Raw genomic sequence first — 16,404 nt, 5'->3', positions numbered from 1 at the left:
GCCGCCCTACTTCTCCTCAAGGTCCAACCTCCATCTGCTGCTGCGGCAGCACGCCGAAGCTATCGGGTGCATACATGGCCTCGGCCCGGGTGCCGGGCAGCTGGAAGCGGCCGGCATTGTTCAGGCGCACAAGGTACTCCACCGTGTGCTTGCCGCGCGGCAGATAGTCGAAATAGCCGCGCCAGGCCTCGAAGCTGCGCTCTTCAAAAGTGGGCCAGATGGAGCTTTGATTGCGCTGGCCTTGCTGGGCCAATTCGCTATCACCGCCCAGCCCTGAGCCCAGCACCGCCGCGCCGGGCGGCAGCGGGTCGGCCAGCACCACCCAGCTCATATCGCTGCTGGCTTCGAGCTCAAGGCGCACCTTGAGGACATCGCCACGCGACCATTTTCCGGCCGTCTTCTGCTCCACCGGCAGCAGGGTGCGCGTGAGGCGGTAGCCCGAATACAAGGCCTGCTTGAGCGGCACGGCCGCCAGCGACTGGGTCGTCACGAAAGGCTTGCCCGTGCCCTCTTGCGTCAGCGTCAAAGTGCCGCTGGCCCAGGGCATCAAGAGGCTGCCGCCCTTGGCTTGCGTGGCCCAGTCCAGGCTTTGGGTCTGAGCGCCCAGTTCGGCCCGGGTGCGGCCGCTCACAGCGACGCGCTCGAAGCGGGCACTGAACTTATCCAGCGCCAGCACACCCCACAGATTGGCCGTGGTGGTGGACCAGGCGCCCAGGCGCTGGCGTGCCAGCGTGCCTTGCAACAGACGCGGCAGCTCAGTCGCCCACGTCGTGTCGTCCAGCACAGCCAGCAGCAGGCGCGAGGCATTGGCGTCCGCGCTGTCCATCAGCCACCACCAGGCATCGCCCTCCTCGGTGCTGAAGCGCAAGGTGGTGCCGGCATAAGTGAGGCGGCTGCGCAGCAGGTTTTGCGCTTCAAGCATGCGGGCCTGGCGCTGCGGCGCGGACTGCAAGCGCTGGTGGATTTGCAGCCAGTCCAGCACCGCAGCAGTCGGCCAGGTCGGCAGCGCTTGCGCGTCCACCGTGCTGAGCATGGCCGGCGTGGCGCGGCCGTGGCGCGACAAGGCCTCCAGCGCGGCCAGGCGGCGCACTTGCTGGTCCAGTTGCCCGGGCTTGGGCGTCCAGGGCTGGCGCTGCAAACGTCCTTCGACAAAAGCCGTCAGCCCGTCCAGCATGCGGGCGCGCGGCAGCGCCGGAATCTCCCGCCCGGCCTCATGCGCGGCCGCAATCAGATAGGCGGTGAGGCGTTCACTGCCGGCCGAAGCGGCTTCCGGCGCAGGCGGGAAGTAGCTGGCCAGGCCGTCCCGGTCCAAATAGCCCGGCAGCTTGGCGCCCCAAGCCTGCCACAGCGCGTCGTCATGCAGGCCAATGGCTTTGGAGGCCATTTGCTCCAGGCAGCTGTAGGGATAGCTTTCAAAGAATCGGCGCGGGCCAGGCAAATCGCCGCCGAGCTTGGGCAAGAGGTTGAGCTGGATGCCCCCGCGCTTAACGCCGCTCAGCGGCAAGGCATCAGCCGGTGGCGCCACCGGCAGGCTGAACTTGCCGTCCAGCTGAGTCAGGCTGGCTTGCAAGACTTGCAAGGGCACGGCGGGCAGCACGCTTTGCTTGAACTTCAGGCGGTCTTGGGCCGCGCCACCTTGGACTGCGGCAGCACCCTGCTCTTGCGCCGCGGCCTCCCAGGTGAGGCTTTGCACGCCGACGGGCACCGTCACCTGCCATTGCACTTGGGCAGCAGCACCGGCGGCCAGCTGAACATTTTGAGCGGGCAAAGGCTTCTCCAGCCCCGGCGCCTGCAGCGTGGCCTGCAAGCTCATGGCGCGGCTGCTGCTATTGCGCAGGGTCAGCATGGCTTGGAATTGGTCGCCCTCGCGCACCAGCGGCGGCAGGCCGGACAGCACTTGCAAGTCTTGCGTCACCCGCACCGTGGCCTGGCCGGTGCCAAAGCGCTGGGCGCCGGCATCGGCAATCGCCACCAGGCGGAAGCTGGTCAGGGAATCATTCAGCGGCACCTCGATCAGCGCCTCGCCCTGGGCGTCCAGCTTCACGCTGGGGCGCCACAAGAGCAAGGTGTCGAACAGCTCTCGGGTGGCACCCTGCCCGCCGCCGCCGCCGGCCGCCACGGCCTTGCGCCCATAGTGGCGCCGGCCGATGATTTCGCTCTGCGCAGTGGACGTCTCCACCCCCCAGGCCCGCTGGCGGATCAAGGCGCCCAGCAGGTCCCAGCTCGTATTGGCGCGCAGGTTCAGCAGGCCTTCATCCACGGCAGCAAAGGCCACATCGGCATCGGCCAGCGGCTTGCCATCGGGCTGCAGCACCTTGAGCTTGGCACGCACCGTCTGGCGCACGCCGTACTGGGCTTTGTCCGGCGTGACCGTCACTTGCAGCTGATGCGCGGCCTGGCCCACCTGGAAGGCAACCACACCGAATTTGTAAGACGGTTTGGCCAGGTCCACCAGGGCGGTGGGCGCCGGCATGGCGCGCGACTCACGCCAGCTCTGCCACCAATTCAGCGGTGCGCGCCAGCCCCAGCTGAAAAAGCTGTACCAGGGCACATGGTGGATGCGGCCCCGCAAGGCCAGCACGCTGACGTAAACATTGGGCGCCCAGCTCGACTCAATCTTGAGCGAGATGGTCGGGTCTTGGCCGCTGAGGGTGATCACGCGGGTGTCGATCACGCCTTCGCGCTCGATCGCCACCAAGGCCGTGGCCTCACGGTAAGGCATGCGCACTTGCAGGCGCGCGGTTTCACCCGGCTCGTAGCGCTGCTTTTCCGGCAGCACATCGATGCGGTCGTCATTGCTTTGGGCAAACCACTGCTCACCGCCGGCGCTCATCCACATGGTGGTGGCGGCCTGCACGCTGCGGCCTTCGGCATCCTGGGCCTTGGCGATCAGCTCCACCTCGCCGTTAGCGTCCACGCGCGGCTCGCAGTTCAGCAAGCCCTGAGCATCGCTCGTGCCGCTGCACACAAGGCCCAGATCACGATGCTCGACATGGTTGTCATAGGCGTAAAAGCCCCCCACCATGCGCTTGCGGCTGCTGATGGTTTGGTTGACCCGGCCACGCACCTCCAGGCGCTGACCGGCCTGCGGCTTGCCGGCGGTGTCCAGCGCCAGCACGGTGAATTTCAGTTGACCGTCGCGATTGCTGGTCCAGGACGAAGCCCGCAAGCCCAGCACCAGCTTGGCCGGCCACAGGGCGATGCGCTGGCTGGCGGTTTTGATTTCGCCATTCGGGTCGGCATAGCTCAGCTCGACTTGCAGCTCGGAGGGCCGCTCCAGCTTGGGCAGGGGTTTGAGCAGCAACTCGGCCGCGCCATTGCGGTCACTCAGCAAGGCCACCTTGTCGGCCACCAGCTTTGTGCCCAGGGCGGCCTGGCTGGCCTCCCCTTCGCCGTCCTCGCCCGCATCGGCCTCGCCAGCACCGATGTATTGCGCATCACTGCGGGGCGGATCAAAGCTAAAACCCGGGTAAGCCGCGAACTGCACGGCCCGCGGCCGCAGCAGGGCCGAGAGCTTGAGGGGGGCCTGCGCCATGCCTCCGCCCGACTGGTAATTCAGCTGGGCGCTCAGGCGCAGCTCAGTCGGCGCCACCGGCACTTGCTTGGGCGCGCTGATCTGGGCCAGCACCAGGGGCACGCGGAACTCTTCCACCCGGAACTCGCCGCTCTCCCAGGCGCGGGCGGGCTGGCCGTTCTTGGCCGCGCGCAGCAGATTGATGCGGTAGCTGCCCAGCTTGGCATTGGCCGGAATCTGCCACTGCGAGCTGCTGCTGCGCGGACTGGGCCACTGCAGCGGGATAAGGGTTTGCTGGCCCGTGCCCTCGTGGGTCAGCTGCACTTGATCGGGCAAATGCGCGGGTGTGGGCAAGGCCAGGCCGGTGCCGGTCTCGATGCGCAAGAAGTGCTTCATCGACACGGTTTCCCCGGCGCGCAGCAAGCTGCGGTCCAGCACCGTGTGCGCGCGCAGGTCCGGGTTGCGGTCACTGGAGGTGGGCAGATTGAAGCGCCAGGGCTCGATGCCCTGATTCCAATTGCTGAACACAAAAGCCATATCCGCCGGCGCCTTGGCGTCGCCACCCGCGCCAGCCACAGTTCTCGCGGTCACGAACAAGCCGTACTCAGCCTCGCAGCTGGCATTCGAACCACGCGGCACGAGCGGCAGGCTGTCTTGAATGCGGGCCAGGCCTTGGGCGTCGCTGCGGCCGCTCCACAAGCGTTTGCCACGGCAGTCGTAAACGGCCAGCTCGGCATCCGCCACCGGCTTGGCATTGTCCAACCGGGTCACCCAAACCAAGCTGTTCTCACGCCCTTGCTTGAAATGCACGCCCAGATTGGTGACCAGCACACCGGTGCGCACAAACATGCTGGTGTTGGCTTTGTCCAGCAGGGCCGCACCCAGGCGCGGCGAGGCGATTTCGACCACGTGATAGCCCGGCTCGGCCAGTGGCAGGCCGATCACCTCGAAGGGTCTCGTCGCTTCGCCGTTCTCTTTGCCATTGCCCTTGCCCTTGCCCTCGGCGGGATCGGGCAGCTTCAAGGTCTGCACCGAACGATCGCTCTGCAGCAGCGAGACCTCGCGGGTGTGCACATAACGCGGCACTTGCCGGCTCTGGCTGCGGCCCTGGCCGTCGGTCCAGGTTTGGGTTTCCTGCCATTGCACTGCGGGCAGGCCCAGCTCGCGGGCCAGCAAGGTGTTCTCGTGATAGCGGCGCAGCTTGTTGTACCAGGCCAGTACCTCGGCATCATTGCCCAGGCGTTTGATGCGGATCTGGCCGCCCGCCTTCAGGGCGGCACCGGCCGCAGCATCTGCCGCCCAGTCCGCTTGCACATGGCGCATGGTCACCGGCAGCACGGCGGGGCCCTGGGCCTCGCGCTCGATGATGCCAAAGGGTGCGGCCGCAAACTTGGCCAGCGGCGGCGCGGTGCCGGTCTGGATCTTCAGCGCAGCGAGATTGGCGGCATTGGCCAGCGGGCGGCCGCTGCGGTCGCGCAGCTCGGGCGGCACTTGCAGGCTGTATTCGGCGTTCTCGGCCAGGGGCGGGGCAAATTGCAGCTCGCTCAGCTCGGCCTGGGTATTGTCTTTGTCCACGCGCGGCGCTATTGCCGCACCGCTCTTGGGCTGCAAGCGCATGCGCAGGGCCTGCTCGCGCGGCACGGCTTCGCTGAACAAGACGCGCAGGGGGCGGATCGGCAGGCAAGGCGCCTGGGCACGTTCGCGCTCGCAGCTGAACTCCGCCGTGAAGGGCCGGCGCACCTGGAACTGGTAGCGCTGCACACCGGCCTCACCCGAAGCACCGGCACCTGAACCCGTGCCATGCTGCCACTTGATCAAGACCTGGGCTTCGGGCGGCAAGGGGCGCTGGCAGTTGAGCAGCACCGCCCAATCGGCCTGCTTACCGCTGAGGCGCTTGGCGGCCAGCACGGCGGCGCGCTCGGCGCCCTCCACCCGCTTGACGGGCAGGCGCTCGCCCAAGCCCTCGACCTCGCACCAGGCCTTTTTGGCCAGCATGGCATCGCTGACCGGGCCGTTGAACTGCAGCAGGAAATGCTGGTCTTCCTCGATCTGGCTGCCCTCCCAGGGCTGCACGCGGCTCACCACCGGCGCGCCGGTGCGCAACTCAAATTCGCGCGGGCCGCTCAAGCTGATGCCGGTGATGGGTTTGAACTGCGGGTCCAGCGTGACCTTGCAGACCGAGCTGGCCGGCAGGGGCTGCTGCAGATCCAGCAACCACTCGCGCTCGCTGGACCAGCGCCCCTGGCCGGCGGGAGGCTTGGGCAAGCCGGCGCATTGCAGGGTGGCGGGTGCGGGCAGGCGCGGGTCGCCGGCAGGCACCACCGCATCAGAAAAACTCAGGCGCAGCTGACGCACCTCGCTGACCAGGCCGGCTTGACCATCGGGGCTGAGGCGCACCGTCGTGGCGGCTGACCCAGCGAGCGGCAATGCCAGCAAAACCAGGCCCAACATGGCGGCACGGCCCAAGCGCTGTGAGCCCTGCCAAAAAAAACTTCTTCTCATCCCTACGCTCCCTCGGCGTCCGTCACCTGACGGCCTCGCGCAAGAGTCTAAGGCGGCGGCGCATGGCCGGGGATGAATCTGCTGTGTCCAATGACCGCCTGCAGCCCTGCCCAAAACGCCGGCTCAAAACGACAGCGGCCCCTGTACGCACGCGTACAGGGGCCGCCAATCAAAACTGCTGCTTACTTCGCTGACGTGAACCAGTCATCGGTGACCGTGCGCTCCCAAGCGGCGATCTGCGACTCGGCCTCTTCCTTGGCGACGCCGTAGCGTTCCTGGATCTTGCCGGCCAGAATTTCGCGGCGGCCGGCGACGACATCAAAGTCATCCTTGCTCAACTTGCCCCATTGCTCAACGGCGCGGCCGCTGACTTGCTTCCAATTCCCTGCGATGCGATCCCAATTCATGGCGGACTCCCCTAAGTGTTTGTAAAACCGTGTGCGTAAAAAGTACCCAGTTCAGCGGCGAGGCTGTTACGCCACAGCCGCTGAACAGCCCATCAAGGGCGGACCGTGATTTCGTTCTTCACGGCCTTCACACCATTGACCTTCCAAGCCATGGCTTGGGCGGTGTCTTTTTCCTTCTGGCTCTTGGCGAAGCCGGACAACATCACGGTGCCCTTCATCGTCTCGACGCTGATGGCGGCAGCGTCAACGTCGGTGTTGTCAACGAAGCGGGCCTTCACAGCCGTGGTGATGGCGCTGTCATCGATATAGGCACCCAGAGGCTCTTGGCCACGGGTCACGGCACAGCCGGTGGCCGACAGCAGAGCGACGGCGGCCACGATGATGGCCAGGGTGTTGCGAATATTGAGTGAGTTCATGGTGGTCAGTCTCCGGGTCGGGTTAGAACAAAAGAAATGGCAAGAACAGGGTCCGGCAGGCTTTAAGCCGCCAGCCAGTCTTTGAGTTCCTCGGCATGGTCTTGCTCATCGCTGAGGATGCTTTCGAGCAAGCGGCGGGTGGTGCTGTCCTTGTCGCCGATCAGCGCGATCATTTGGCTGTAGCACTCAATGGCGACGCGCTCGGCGATCAGGTTGGCGCGGATCATGTCCTGCAGGCTGCTGGACTGGTCGTAAGCCGCGTGGCTGCGCTCGGCCAGTGTTGCGGGTGAAAAGTCGGGCGCGCCGCCAAGCTGCACGATGCGCTGGGCCAGCCGGTCGGCGTGGCCGGACTCGGCATTGGCATGCACTAAAAACTCCTCGGCAATCTTGGGCGAAGCCAGACCCTGGGCGGTGAAGTGATGGCGCTTGTAGCGCAGCACACATACCAGCTCGGTCGCCAGCGAGTCGTTCAGCAGCTGAATGATGTCGGCCGCCCAAGGGCCGTAGCTGGGCGTTACCGCCCCATGCGCCAGGCTGTGTTTGGCGGCCTCAACGGCCACCATGTCCAGACGCATCGCCGCATGAGGCTGGGCGGCTTGATCGTGATTTTTGTGATGCGTCATGGCGCTGTCCTGGTTGAACTTGGGGGCTGCCCCAAGCGATAAGGCCACTTTAAAAAACGCAGGGCCCGGCGGCCATCAGCGCGCTTCGCCTGCCGCTGTAGGAAGAAGCCGCGCGGGGCTGTGGGCCGGCGTGCCGCCCGCAGCGGGCAAGAGTGGAATCAGGAAGTGGCGGGTAGCTGGCAACTCGGGCAAGTCGGCCCAAGCCAGGCTTTGCCCCGGCAGCAGAACCTGGCCCGCCAAGGCTTGGGCAGCAACCAGCGCCTCGGCCGGCGTGCCGCGCAGCAAGACAAAGTGCATCACCCGGCCGGCCCGCTTGAGCCTCAGCTCCACACGCGGCCAGTGGCTGGGCAGGCATGGGGTAAAGCTCAAATTGCGCGCCTCCAGCCGCAGGCCACAGATGGACTCCAGCGCGGCGCGGTGCAGCCAGGCCGCCGCCCCCGTGTACCAAGACCAGCCGCCACGCCCGACATAGGGCGGCTGGCTGTAAACATCGCCCGCCAGCACATAAGGCTCGGTCCGGTAGACGGGGCCGCGCTGGGGATGCGCAGCACGGTGGGCCGGGCTCAGATAGCTGAAATAACGGTACAGCGCATCGCCCACCAGCTCAGCACCCTCACCTGCTCCACCCTGTTCGCCCCATGCGCCCTCATCTGTCGGTGGGCTGGCCTGCGCCAGCTGGGCCCGGGCCATCAAGGCCCAAACCCCGGCGTGGGAATACTGGCCGCCGTTCTCTCGCACGCCAGGCGGATAGGCCTGGATATAGCCCGCGCTTGGCACTGCATCCACCAGCGGCGGATCCAGCAAGCGCAGCAAGCCCGCCTCGGCATCCACCAGATGCGTTTGCGCGGCGGCCATGGCGATGCGCTGCAGGGCCGGCGGCGCGGCGCCCGACAAAACGCTCCAGGCCTGGGCGATCAAGTCGATGCGAGCTTCCGTGTTCTGGCCGCTGCCCAGCGCCTCGCCGTTGTCGAAGAAAGCGCGCTTGAACCATTGCCCGTCCCAGCCCGGCCCGATCAAGGCCGAGCGCCAGCCCGCCGCGGCGTTCTCCCACACCGAGGCGCGGAAGCTTTCGCCGCGTGCCCGGGCCAGCGGCGCATAGTCGGCCACCACCCGGCACAAGAACCAGCCCAGCCAGACGGATTCGCCCCGCCCCTCGGCCCCGACCCGGTTCATGCCGTCGTTCCAGTCGCCGCTGCCCATCAAGGGCAGGCCGTGCACGCCCACCTTCAAGCTGCGGTCGATGGCGCGTGCGCCGTGCTCGTAAACAGATGCCGCCTCAGCGCTTTCGGTCGGCGTGTAGTAAGCGTCTTCGGCGCCCTCGGGGATCTGCGCGCCGTCGAGGAAATGCACGCTTTGGTCCAGCAGTTCGGCGTCACCGCAGCAGCGAAGATAGTGCGCGCAGGCCAGGGGCAGCCAGAGCAAGTCATCAGAAAAATGCGTGCGCACGCCGGCCCCTTGCGGGCTATGCCACCAATGCTGCACATCGCCCTCGACGAATTGGCGCGAGGCACACAGCACGATTTGCTGGCGCAGCATGGCCGGCGCGGCCCAGGCCAAGGCCATGGCGTCTTGCAACTGGTCACGAAAGCCGGTGGCGCCGCCCGCTTGATAAAAGCCCGCCTTGGCCCAAAGCCGGCAAGCCACGGTCTGGTAAAGCAGCCAGCGGTTGACCAAGGCGTCGAACAAGGGGTCAGGTGTTGCCAGCTGGGTGGCGCCCAGCAGTTCATCCCAGCTGGCACGCGTGGCAGCCAAGCGCTGCGCAGGGATGACATCGGCGGCCTGCTCGGCCAAGTCCAGGGCGGCGGCCGGGTTGGCTGCGTAGCCGAGCAGAAAAACCCGCTGCGCACTGCCGCCCGGCGCCAGCATCAGCTGGGTCGATAAGGCGGCGCAGGGGTCCAGGCCAGCGCCCTGGCGTTTGCCGAAAAAGTCCGGCAACACCAAGCGCCCACGGGCGTCGAAGAACTCGCGCCGGTCGCAGGTCCAGTCCACGCCATGCCCTTCCCTGGCGTGCATCTCCGCCGGCGCGGCCAGGGCGAAGAAGGCCGTGCCATCGCCAAAGCCCTGCGCACGCTCATGCTGGGTGGCCAGCAAGGTGTTGAGGCGGTGGTCACTGGCGCGCGAGGGCCGGGCCGCCGTTAGCACCGTGCTGCGCTCGGCGCGGTTGGCGCCCATCAGCCACTCCACCATGCCCACCACGCGCAGGGACAGAACCCGGCTGCCATGGTTGACGAAAGCCAGTTGCACCTGCTTGACCGAGCGCTGTGCATCCAAGCACCAAGTCGCCGTCACCGCCAGATCGCCGCGCCGGTGCTTGATCACGCTATAGCCTTGGCCATGGCTGACTTCATGGCAGACATCGGCCGGCCCCCAAGCGCCCGGCGCCACGCTCCAGGCTGCCTGCGTCGCCAGATCCTGCAACAAGAACCATTCGCCCGGCGGATCGGCCACCGCATCGTTGGACCAGGGTGTGAGCTGGTTCATGCGGCTGTTCAAGGCCCAGCTGTAGCCGCCGCCGGCCTCGGAAATCTGCGCGCCGAAGTCGCGATTGGCCAGCACATTGATCCAGGGCCGCAGGGGCCGCGAGCGGGCGTCGACTTCGAAGCTGAACTCGCCCTGAGCTTCGTCGTCGGCGCTGCTGCTGAACTGGCCCTTGAACTGAGCAAGCTCTGGCATCGCCGAACTGAGCAGTGCCGGCCCAACCGCCGTCATCGACGCCTCCAGGCGCGCGTCCAGCGCCTGTTCGTGCTGCTGCAACCAGTCTTCGACATGATGCGTCAGGGGCCGGCCATCGGCATGCAGATGCAGGCAGGCCAGGCTGCGCAGGCTGTTCAGTTCGGCGTCTGAGAGTTCATCGGCGCGCAAGACATGCAGGCCGCTCAAGCCCTGGGCCCCCGATGGCCCGGCCGCGCTTTCAGCCAGATGGCGTTCGCGCAAAGCCGTCAGCTCGCGCTGCAAGGGCATCAAATAGGAAGCTGGTTCGGCATTAACGATCACCAGATCACAAGCCACCCCGCCCCAGGACCACAGGCGCAGCGCCTTGGCCAAGGTGCGCACCAGGCCCAAGCCTTGCAACACACCAGCCGAAACCAAAATCAGCGGCTTATCGCCCGAGATGCCAAAGCGCCAGAGCAGGCGGCGGTCACAGATGGCGGCGGCCGCGCCTTCCAGCGCGGCGGGCGCTTCGAAGCCAGCAGCGACCGCCGCCGCCTGCGGCCGCGTCAGCGTCAACACCAGCGCGGTGCTGAGGGACTGCAGCGCGTGCAGGCTCTCGGCGCTGAGGCCCAGCATGCGCAGGCGGATGCCGGTCAGCGTGGCCGACATCAACGTCGCCCGCTGCACATGGCTGGGCTGGCGGTATTTGTCGACGATGGCGTCCAAGCGGCTGCGGCTGTTCGAGGCGGCGGTGGCAAAGGTCAGCGTCACCTTGGCGTTGGCGGCGATGCGTACGCGCGCGGCCAGGGCGCACATCGGGTCCAGGCCGGTGTCTTGGGCCAGCGTGGCGCCGGGGGGCAGCGCCTGCGCACTGATCACAGCTGGATCGAAATTCGCCAAGGGCTGGTTGGGCGGGCGATTGCGACCCAGCCATTGCTGGCGATCGGTTTGGCAGCGCAGGCTCAGCAGATGCGGGCCACCATCGGCCAGAAAGTGCACCGCCAGCAAGCCTTGTTCGGTGGCCAGGCGCGGCTTGCGCTCGAACAGCAAGGCCTGGTGATCGGGCTGCCAATCGGCGCGCACAAACAAATTGGAAAAAGCCGGGTGCGCCTCATCGGCACGCGGCTCCGCCAGCGTGACTTCAAAGGCCGAAATCAGTTCCAGCTCCAGGGTGTGCGGGCCCAGATTGCGCAGCTCGACCTGGCGGAACTCGATATCGTCCTCGGGGCTGACCCAGACCGTGGTTTGCGCCTGCAGCTGCGGCCAACTGGCCTCGAAGCAAACCGTGTCGGCATGGAAGGTGCAGCGGTACTGGGCCGCGGGATCGGGCGCCGGATGCTGGGTGATGGACACCAAGCCAGGCCGCGCCGACAGCGCCGACAGTCCCGACCGAGCTGACCCGGACAAGCCGCGCAAATAGAAAAAGCTGCCCAGCGCATCGCGCAAGGCATCGTCACGCCAGCGGCTAATGCCAAAACGCCCCCAGCGGCTCCAGCCCGCGCCATTGGCGCGCAGCGCCACGCTGTAATTCCCGTTTGACAGCAAATGGGTGGGCGCCACGGCGGTGTCGCCGGGCAGCACTTCGCGCAGCAAGCTGGGCGCACGCAACTCACGCGGCTGCCGCACCCAGCCTTGCGGCGGCTCAAACAGCACCGCCACTTCACGCGGTGCGCGCTCATGCAGCAGCGAGGCCACCGCCTCGATCTGCGGCGGCGCCATGCCCCAGCGCTGCGCCGGGCCGCCCAGCAGCACATTGGCCAGCGCCACCACGCTCATGCCCTGGTGATGGGCCATGAAGGTGTTGACCGCCATGAAGCGGGTGTTGCCGGCTTGGGCCAGTTGACGCGCGGGCGAATAGTCCAGCGCTTCGATGAAGCCATAGCGGCTGCGCACCAAGCCCGGCGGGCCCAGCGCTTCCAGCCGAGCGAAGTTGCGACAAGCTTCCTGAGGTGCAATCTGCGCGGCCAGCGCCGTGGCATAGGGCGCGATCACCAACTCCTCGGTCGGCGTGCGCCGCAAGGCCAGGCGGGGCACGCCTTGGGGTGCGTACTGATAAGCCAGGGTGTAGTCGCGCCCGGCATAGGCCGATTCCGAAATGCCCCAGGGCGTCAGGTTCTGCTCAGCAAAGCGCATCTGTTCTTGCAAAGCGGCCAGGCAGGCCTCGCGCAAGACGCTGCCATGCGGCTCGTCCAGCACCAGGCTGGGCATCAGGTATTCGAACATCGAGCCAGACCAGGAACGCAGGCCGGCCACCGCCGCCACGGCAAAAAAGGGCCGCCCCAGCGCGCCCCAGTGGCGCACCGGCACGTCGCCCTTGGCAATCGCGAACAAGCTGGTCAGGCGAGACTCCGAGGCCAGCAAATCGTAAAAGCCCGAGTCCAGCTGCTGCTCGGCCACCCGGTAACCGATGTGCAGCAGATGCCGCTTGGGATGGTGGAGAAATTTGAAATCCGCCTCGACCGCCAAGCGCTCGAACGCCGTGGCCAGGGCCAGCAGGCGCGTGGCTGCAAGGCCGGAATCGGGGCTCACCCGATCCAGCGCGACGGAGCGCCGCGTGGCCCGCAGATCGGCCAGGCACCAGCGCAGCTGCTCGCGCAGCACCGCCGAGCCGCCGCAGCGCCTGGCCAGCAAGGGTTGCAAGCGCGTTTGCGCGGCCTGCAGCGCGCGTGCGCCAGCCTGCCTCTCAAATGGATCTGCGCGCAAGGCCCGGCAGGCTTGCGCGGCGGCCAATAGGTGGCCGCAGAGATTGCCGCTGTCCACGGTGGAGACGTAGCGTGGCAGCAGCGCCTCGCCGCGCTCGGTGTCGTACCAGTTCAAGAAATGGCCGCGATGGCGCTCCAGCGCCAGCATGCTGGTCAAGGTGGCCTCCAGGCGGCTCAGCAAGTCCTGCGTGCCAATCCAGCCGAACTCGCGCGCGCAGGCGCTGGCCAGCAAGTAGAGGCCGATATTGGTCGGCGAGGTGCGGTGGGCCAGCATGTCCTGCGGGTCCAGCTGCAGGTTGTCGGGCGGTAAGTGACGGTCGGCGGCGCTGATGCAGCGCTCAAAAAACCGCCAGGTGTCGCGCGCAATGGCTTCGAGATAAGCCTGCTCGGGCGCCAAGAGCGGCGCTTGCTCACAGGCCGGATTGGGCCGGCTGACCCACCAGCTGGCCAGGGGTGCGGCGAACCAGGCCAGGCACAAAAGACTGGCCAAGCCGGGGTTGGCCGTGCCGGCAAGCATCAGCGCGGCCCAAGCCAGCAGCGCCAGCGCGGCGCCGCACCAATGCTGGCGCAGCGCTGCGGGCAGCGTGGTTTTGGCGGCGGCCTGGGCGGCCGCGGCCGTGGTCCATTGCAAGAGCAGGCGGCGGCTGACAAGCAGGCGATAGAGCGCCCGCAGCACGGCGTCCAGCGCCATCAAAGCCTGCTGCAGCAACTGGCCCAGCAACCACAGGCCGCTGAGCAGCGCGCGCAGCAAGTCGGCGGCAGCACGGCCGTAGAAGTGGCGCAGCGCCAAATCATCCCGGCTGGGCGCAAAGCCGGCCAAGGCACCCAGCAGCGGCCCGGCCGCCACTGCCGCCCACACCAGGCCAAAGCCCGCCCAGGCCGAAAAGCCCAAGGCCGCCACGGCGGGGCTCAGCAAGAGCAGGAGCAAACACAAAGAGGCCGGCGCCACCAACGAGCGGCGCAGATTGTCAAACATCTTCCAGCGGCTCACTGCCGCAAAGGGATAGCGCCAGGGGTTCAGCAGAATCGGCAACAGCTGCCAATCGCCACGGGTCCAGCGGTGCACGCGGGAGGCCGCCACATCGGCATGGAAAGGCGCATCTTCAACCACCGTGATGTCGCTCAGCGCCGCGCAACGCGCCAGGGCGCCTTCGAGCAAGTCATGACTCAAGACCTGACCCTCGGGCAGGCGGGCATTCAAGACGGCGTGCAAGGCTTGCACATGCAGCAGGCCCTTGCCGCTGAAGCTACCCTCCTGAAACAAGTCTTGATAGACCTCGGAGCTGGCGGCGCTGTAGGGGTCCACGCCACATTGGCCGGCAAAGAACCAGTGATAAAGCGTGAAGTCCTTGGGCGCCGGCAGCGGCGTGACCACACGCGGCTGCAAGATGCCATAGCCCTGGGCCACAAAGCGGCCGCTGGGGTCCAACTCGGGCTGGTTGTGCGGATGGGCGGCCACGCCGACAAGCTCACGCAAGCGGCCCGGCGGCAGCTGGGTGTCGCTGTCCAAAGTGACGATGTAGCGGGTGCCGGGCTGCGGCGTTGACAGCTCGCCCAGAGGGATGAAGGCGCGGGCCGCGTTGGCGTCGGCGCTGTTCTCACTGCGGCTCTCTGGGCTGGCGGCGGCCAGCAGGTTCACCAACTGCTCCAGCTTGCCGCGCTTGCGCTCCCAGCCCAGCCAGGCCTGCTCGCTGGGGCTGAAGCGCCGGCGCCGGTGCAGCAAGATGAAGCGCGGCGCCAGCGGCGCCGCACCCGGCAAAGAGGCGGCGTTCGGGTGGCGGGCATTCAGCTCGGCCAGCTGCGCACAGGCCAAGTCCAGCAAGGCGGCGTCGCCCACCAGCTCGGGCGTGGGCGCGTCCAGCCAATCGCTCAGCAAGGCAAACTGCGCCTGTGACTCGGGGTTGGCCAGGTAATGCAGATGCAGGCGGTGCACCAGCTCGGTCACGGCAGCAGCACTGCTCAGCATGGCTGGAATGACCACCATCACGCGGTGCTCGGCCGGTATGCCTTGGGCCAGGGCCAGGCGTGGCAAATGGCTGGGCCGGGCGGACTCGCTGACCAGGCGGTTGATCACCGCAACCACCGCCTCCGAGGCCGGGAACAAGATTAGCAAGGCCAGCACAATGCTCAATCCAAGCCAGTCTCCTGTGAGCCCAAGTGCTGCCGGCCAGAGCCAGGTCAGCAAACCCAAGCTGCCGCCCAGCAAGGCGGCCAGATAGAGCGGCAGCCGCAAGGGCCGGCTCCAGCGGGCCAGCCAGCTGTCCAGGCGCTCCAGCAGGGCCGCTTGTTTAGGCAGGCCCAAGGCAGCGACCAAGGTCGGCCGGCCCGGCCCGCAAAGCCAGTGCCGGGCATCGCCCTCGCTGCTATGGCGCATCAGCGCCAGCAAGGCCTGCGCCACGGCGACTTCGCTGCGCCCGCTGCGCCGCGCCAGGCGCTCGATGGCGTGCAGGCTCTGGTCCCGCGTGACCATGTGCTCGGCGGCGAACACCGGTGCGTCCATCATCATTTGCATCAAGCGGCTGCTGCGGGCGACGATGTCAGGCCAGTCGGCATCACCGATGGCACGCAAGCTGGTCAGGGCATTGCTGACGCTGAGGTTGTCCGCCGTTTGATCAGCGATCTGCTGCGCCTGCGCGGCGGCCAGATCGGGCAAGGCCTCGCTCAACCAGCGCGCCGGCAGCGAATCGCTCAAGCGCACCCCGGTCATGCGCTGGTCTTGCAGGCGCTGCGCCATCTGGGCCAGAAACACTCGCCCGACGCCGCGCTGGTTCAGCAGCGCCAGCACCTCATCCAGCGCCCGCGTGTTGAAGCTGTCCAGCCGGTCAAAGCAGAGATTAGCAACCTCGCGCGCGGCCTTGTTGGTGGCCACGCGTTCGGCCAGGCGGCGCAGGTTTTCCACCAGAACTACCCGCAAGGTGGTGGGCAAGGCCCAGATTTCATTCAGGCTGAGTTCGCGCGTTTCTTGGTAGGCGGCCAGGAAATGCAGCAGCAAGTCCTCTTCGAAAGCGCCGTCGGTATGGGCCACAAAAGCCCAGGCCACGCCGTAGATGCGAGGCAGCCCAGCCAGCGGCTCATCCAGCAGCACGGGCAAGGCGCGGAAATAGCTTTGCGGCAGGCCCTCGTGGATCTCTTTGAGTTGCGCCTCGATCAGGTGGAAGTTGTCGAGCAGCCATTCGGCCGCCGGGCTGATGTCGTAGCCGCTTTTGGCGCGCTCGCCGATGTAGAGATGGGCTTGGCGCAAGGCCTGGATATTGCTGCGCAGGCGCGGGAAAAAGCTCGCTGCGAAGGCGCTGGAGCGCTCCGCCTTGTGGGTAAGGCCGAGGCTGCGGCCATGTTGGGCGAAGCGCTGCTGGCCGAAGATCTCGGCCCGAATCGGCGCCAACAAGGCGCCGCGCTGGCCGCCCAGGATGTCGCCCAAGAGGGGGGTCACCTCCGGCAGCAGGCGCTGCAAATCGCTAGTGTGGTGTTTCATGCTGTGTGGAACTTGAGAAAACCGATGCGTTTGGCCCCGTGGCAAGACGCAAACCGCAGACATAGCCGAAGCTATGGCGAGGATTTGCAACGCAGCCATGGGGGCAAAGGCATGGT

At 67.1% G+C, this 16,404-nt stretch carries 5 protein-coding genes; all 5 read right to left on the bottom strand.

All coding sequences use genetic code 11. From position 1 onward, the window contains the following. Positions 1 to 16: 16 nt before the first annotated feature. A complete protein-coding gene (locus AT984_RS03690) occupies positions 17 to 6,016 on the bottom strand; it encodes an alpha-2-macroglobulin family protein (RefSeq protein ID WP_082679763.1) in 6,000 nt (1,999 codons plus the stop codon). 182 nt (positions 6,017 to 6,198) lie between these two features. Beyond that, entirely contained in the window at positions 6,199 to 6,423 is a 225-nt protein-coding gene (locus AT984_RS03685; RefSeq protein WP_058718956.1) for a CsbD family protein, read from the bottom strand. Positions 6,424 to 6,515: 92 nt separating this feature from the next. Next, positions 6,516 to 6,839: a BON domain-containing protein gene (locus AT984_RS03680; protein ID WP_197418235.1), complete on the bottom strand. Its 324-nt coding sequence runs from the start codon at positions 6,837 to 6,839 to the stop codon at positions 6,516 to 6,518. 62 nt (positions 6,840 to 6,901) lie between these two features. Further along, positions 6,902 to 7,462, bottom strand: a complete 561-nt coding sequence (locus AT984_RS03675) for a ferritin-like domain-containing protein (protein ID WP_058718955.1) — start codon at positions 7,460 to 7,462, stop codon at positions 6,902 to 6,904. Between the two features lie 75 nt (positions 7,463 to 7,537). Then, positions 7,538 to 16,288 (bottom strand): GH36-type glycosyl hydrolase domain-containing protein, encoded by an 8,751-nt coding sequence (locus tag AT984_RS23405; RefSeq protein ID WP_082679762.1) that lies wholly within the window; start codon positions 16,286 to 16,288, stop codon positions 7,538 to 7,540. Positions 16,289 to 16,404 lie beyond the last annotated feature (116 nt).

This window comes from Paucibacter sp. KCTC 42545, from assembly GCF_001477625.1.
Classification (GTDB): Bacteria; Pseudomonadota; Gammaproteobacteria; order Burkholderiales; family Burkholderiaceae_C; genus Paucibacter_A.
The sequence above is the reverse complement of the archived record's forward strand: the minus strand, read 5'-3'. Positions and strand labels throughout refer to the sequence as shown.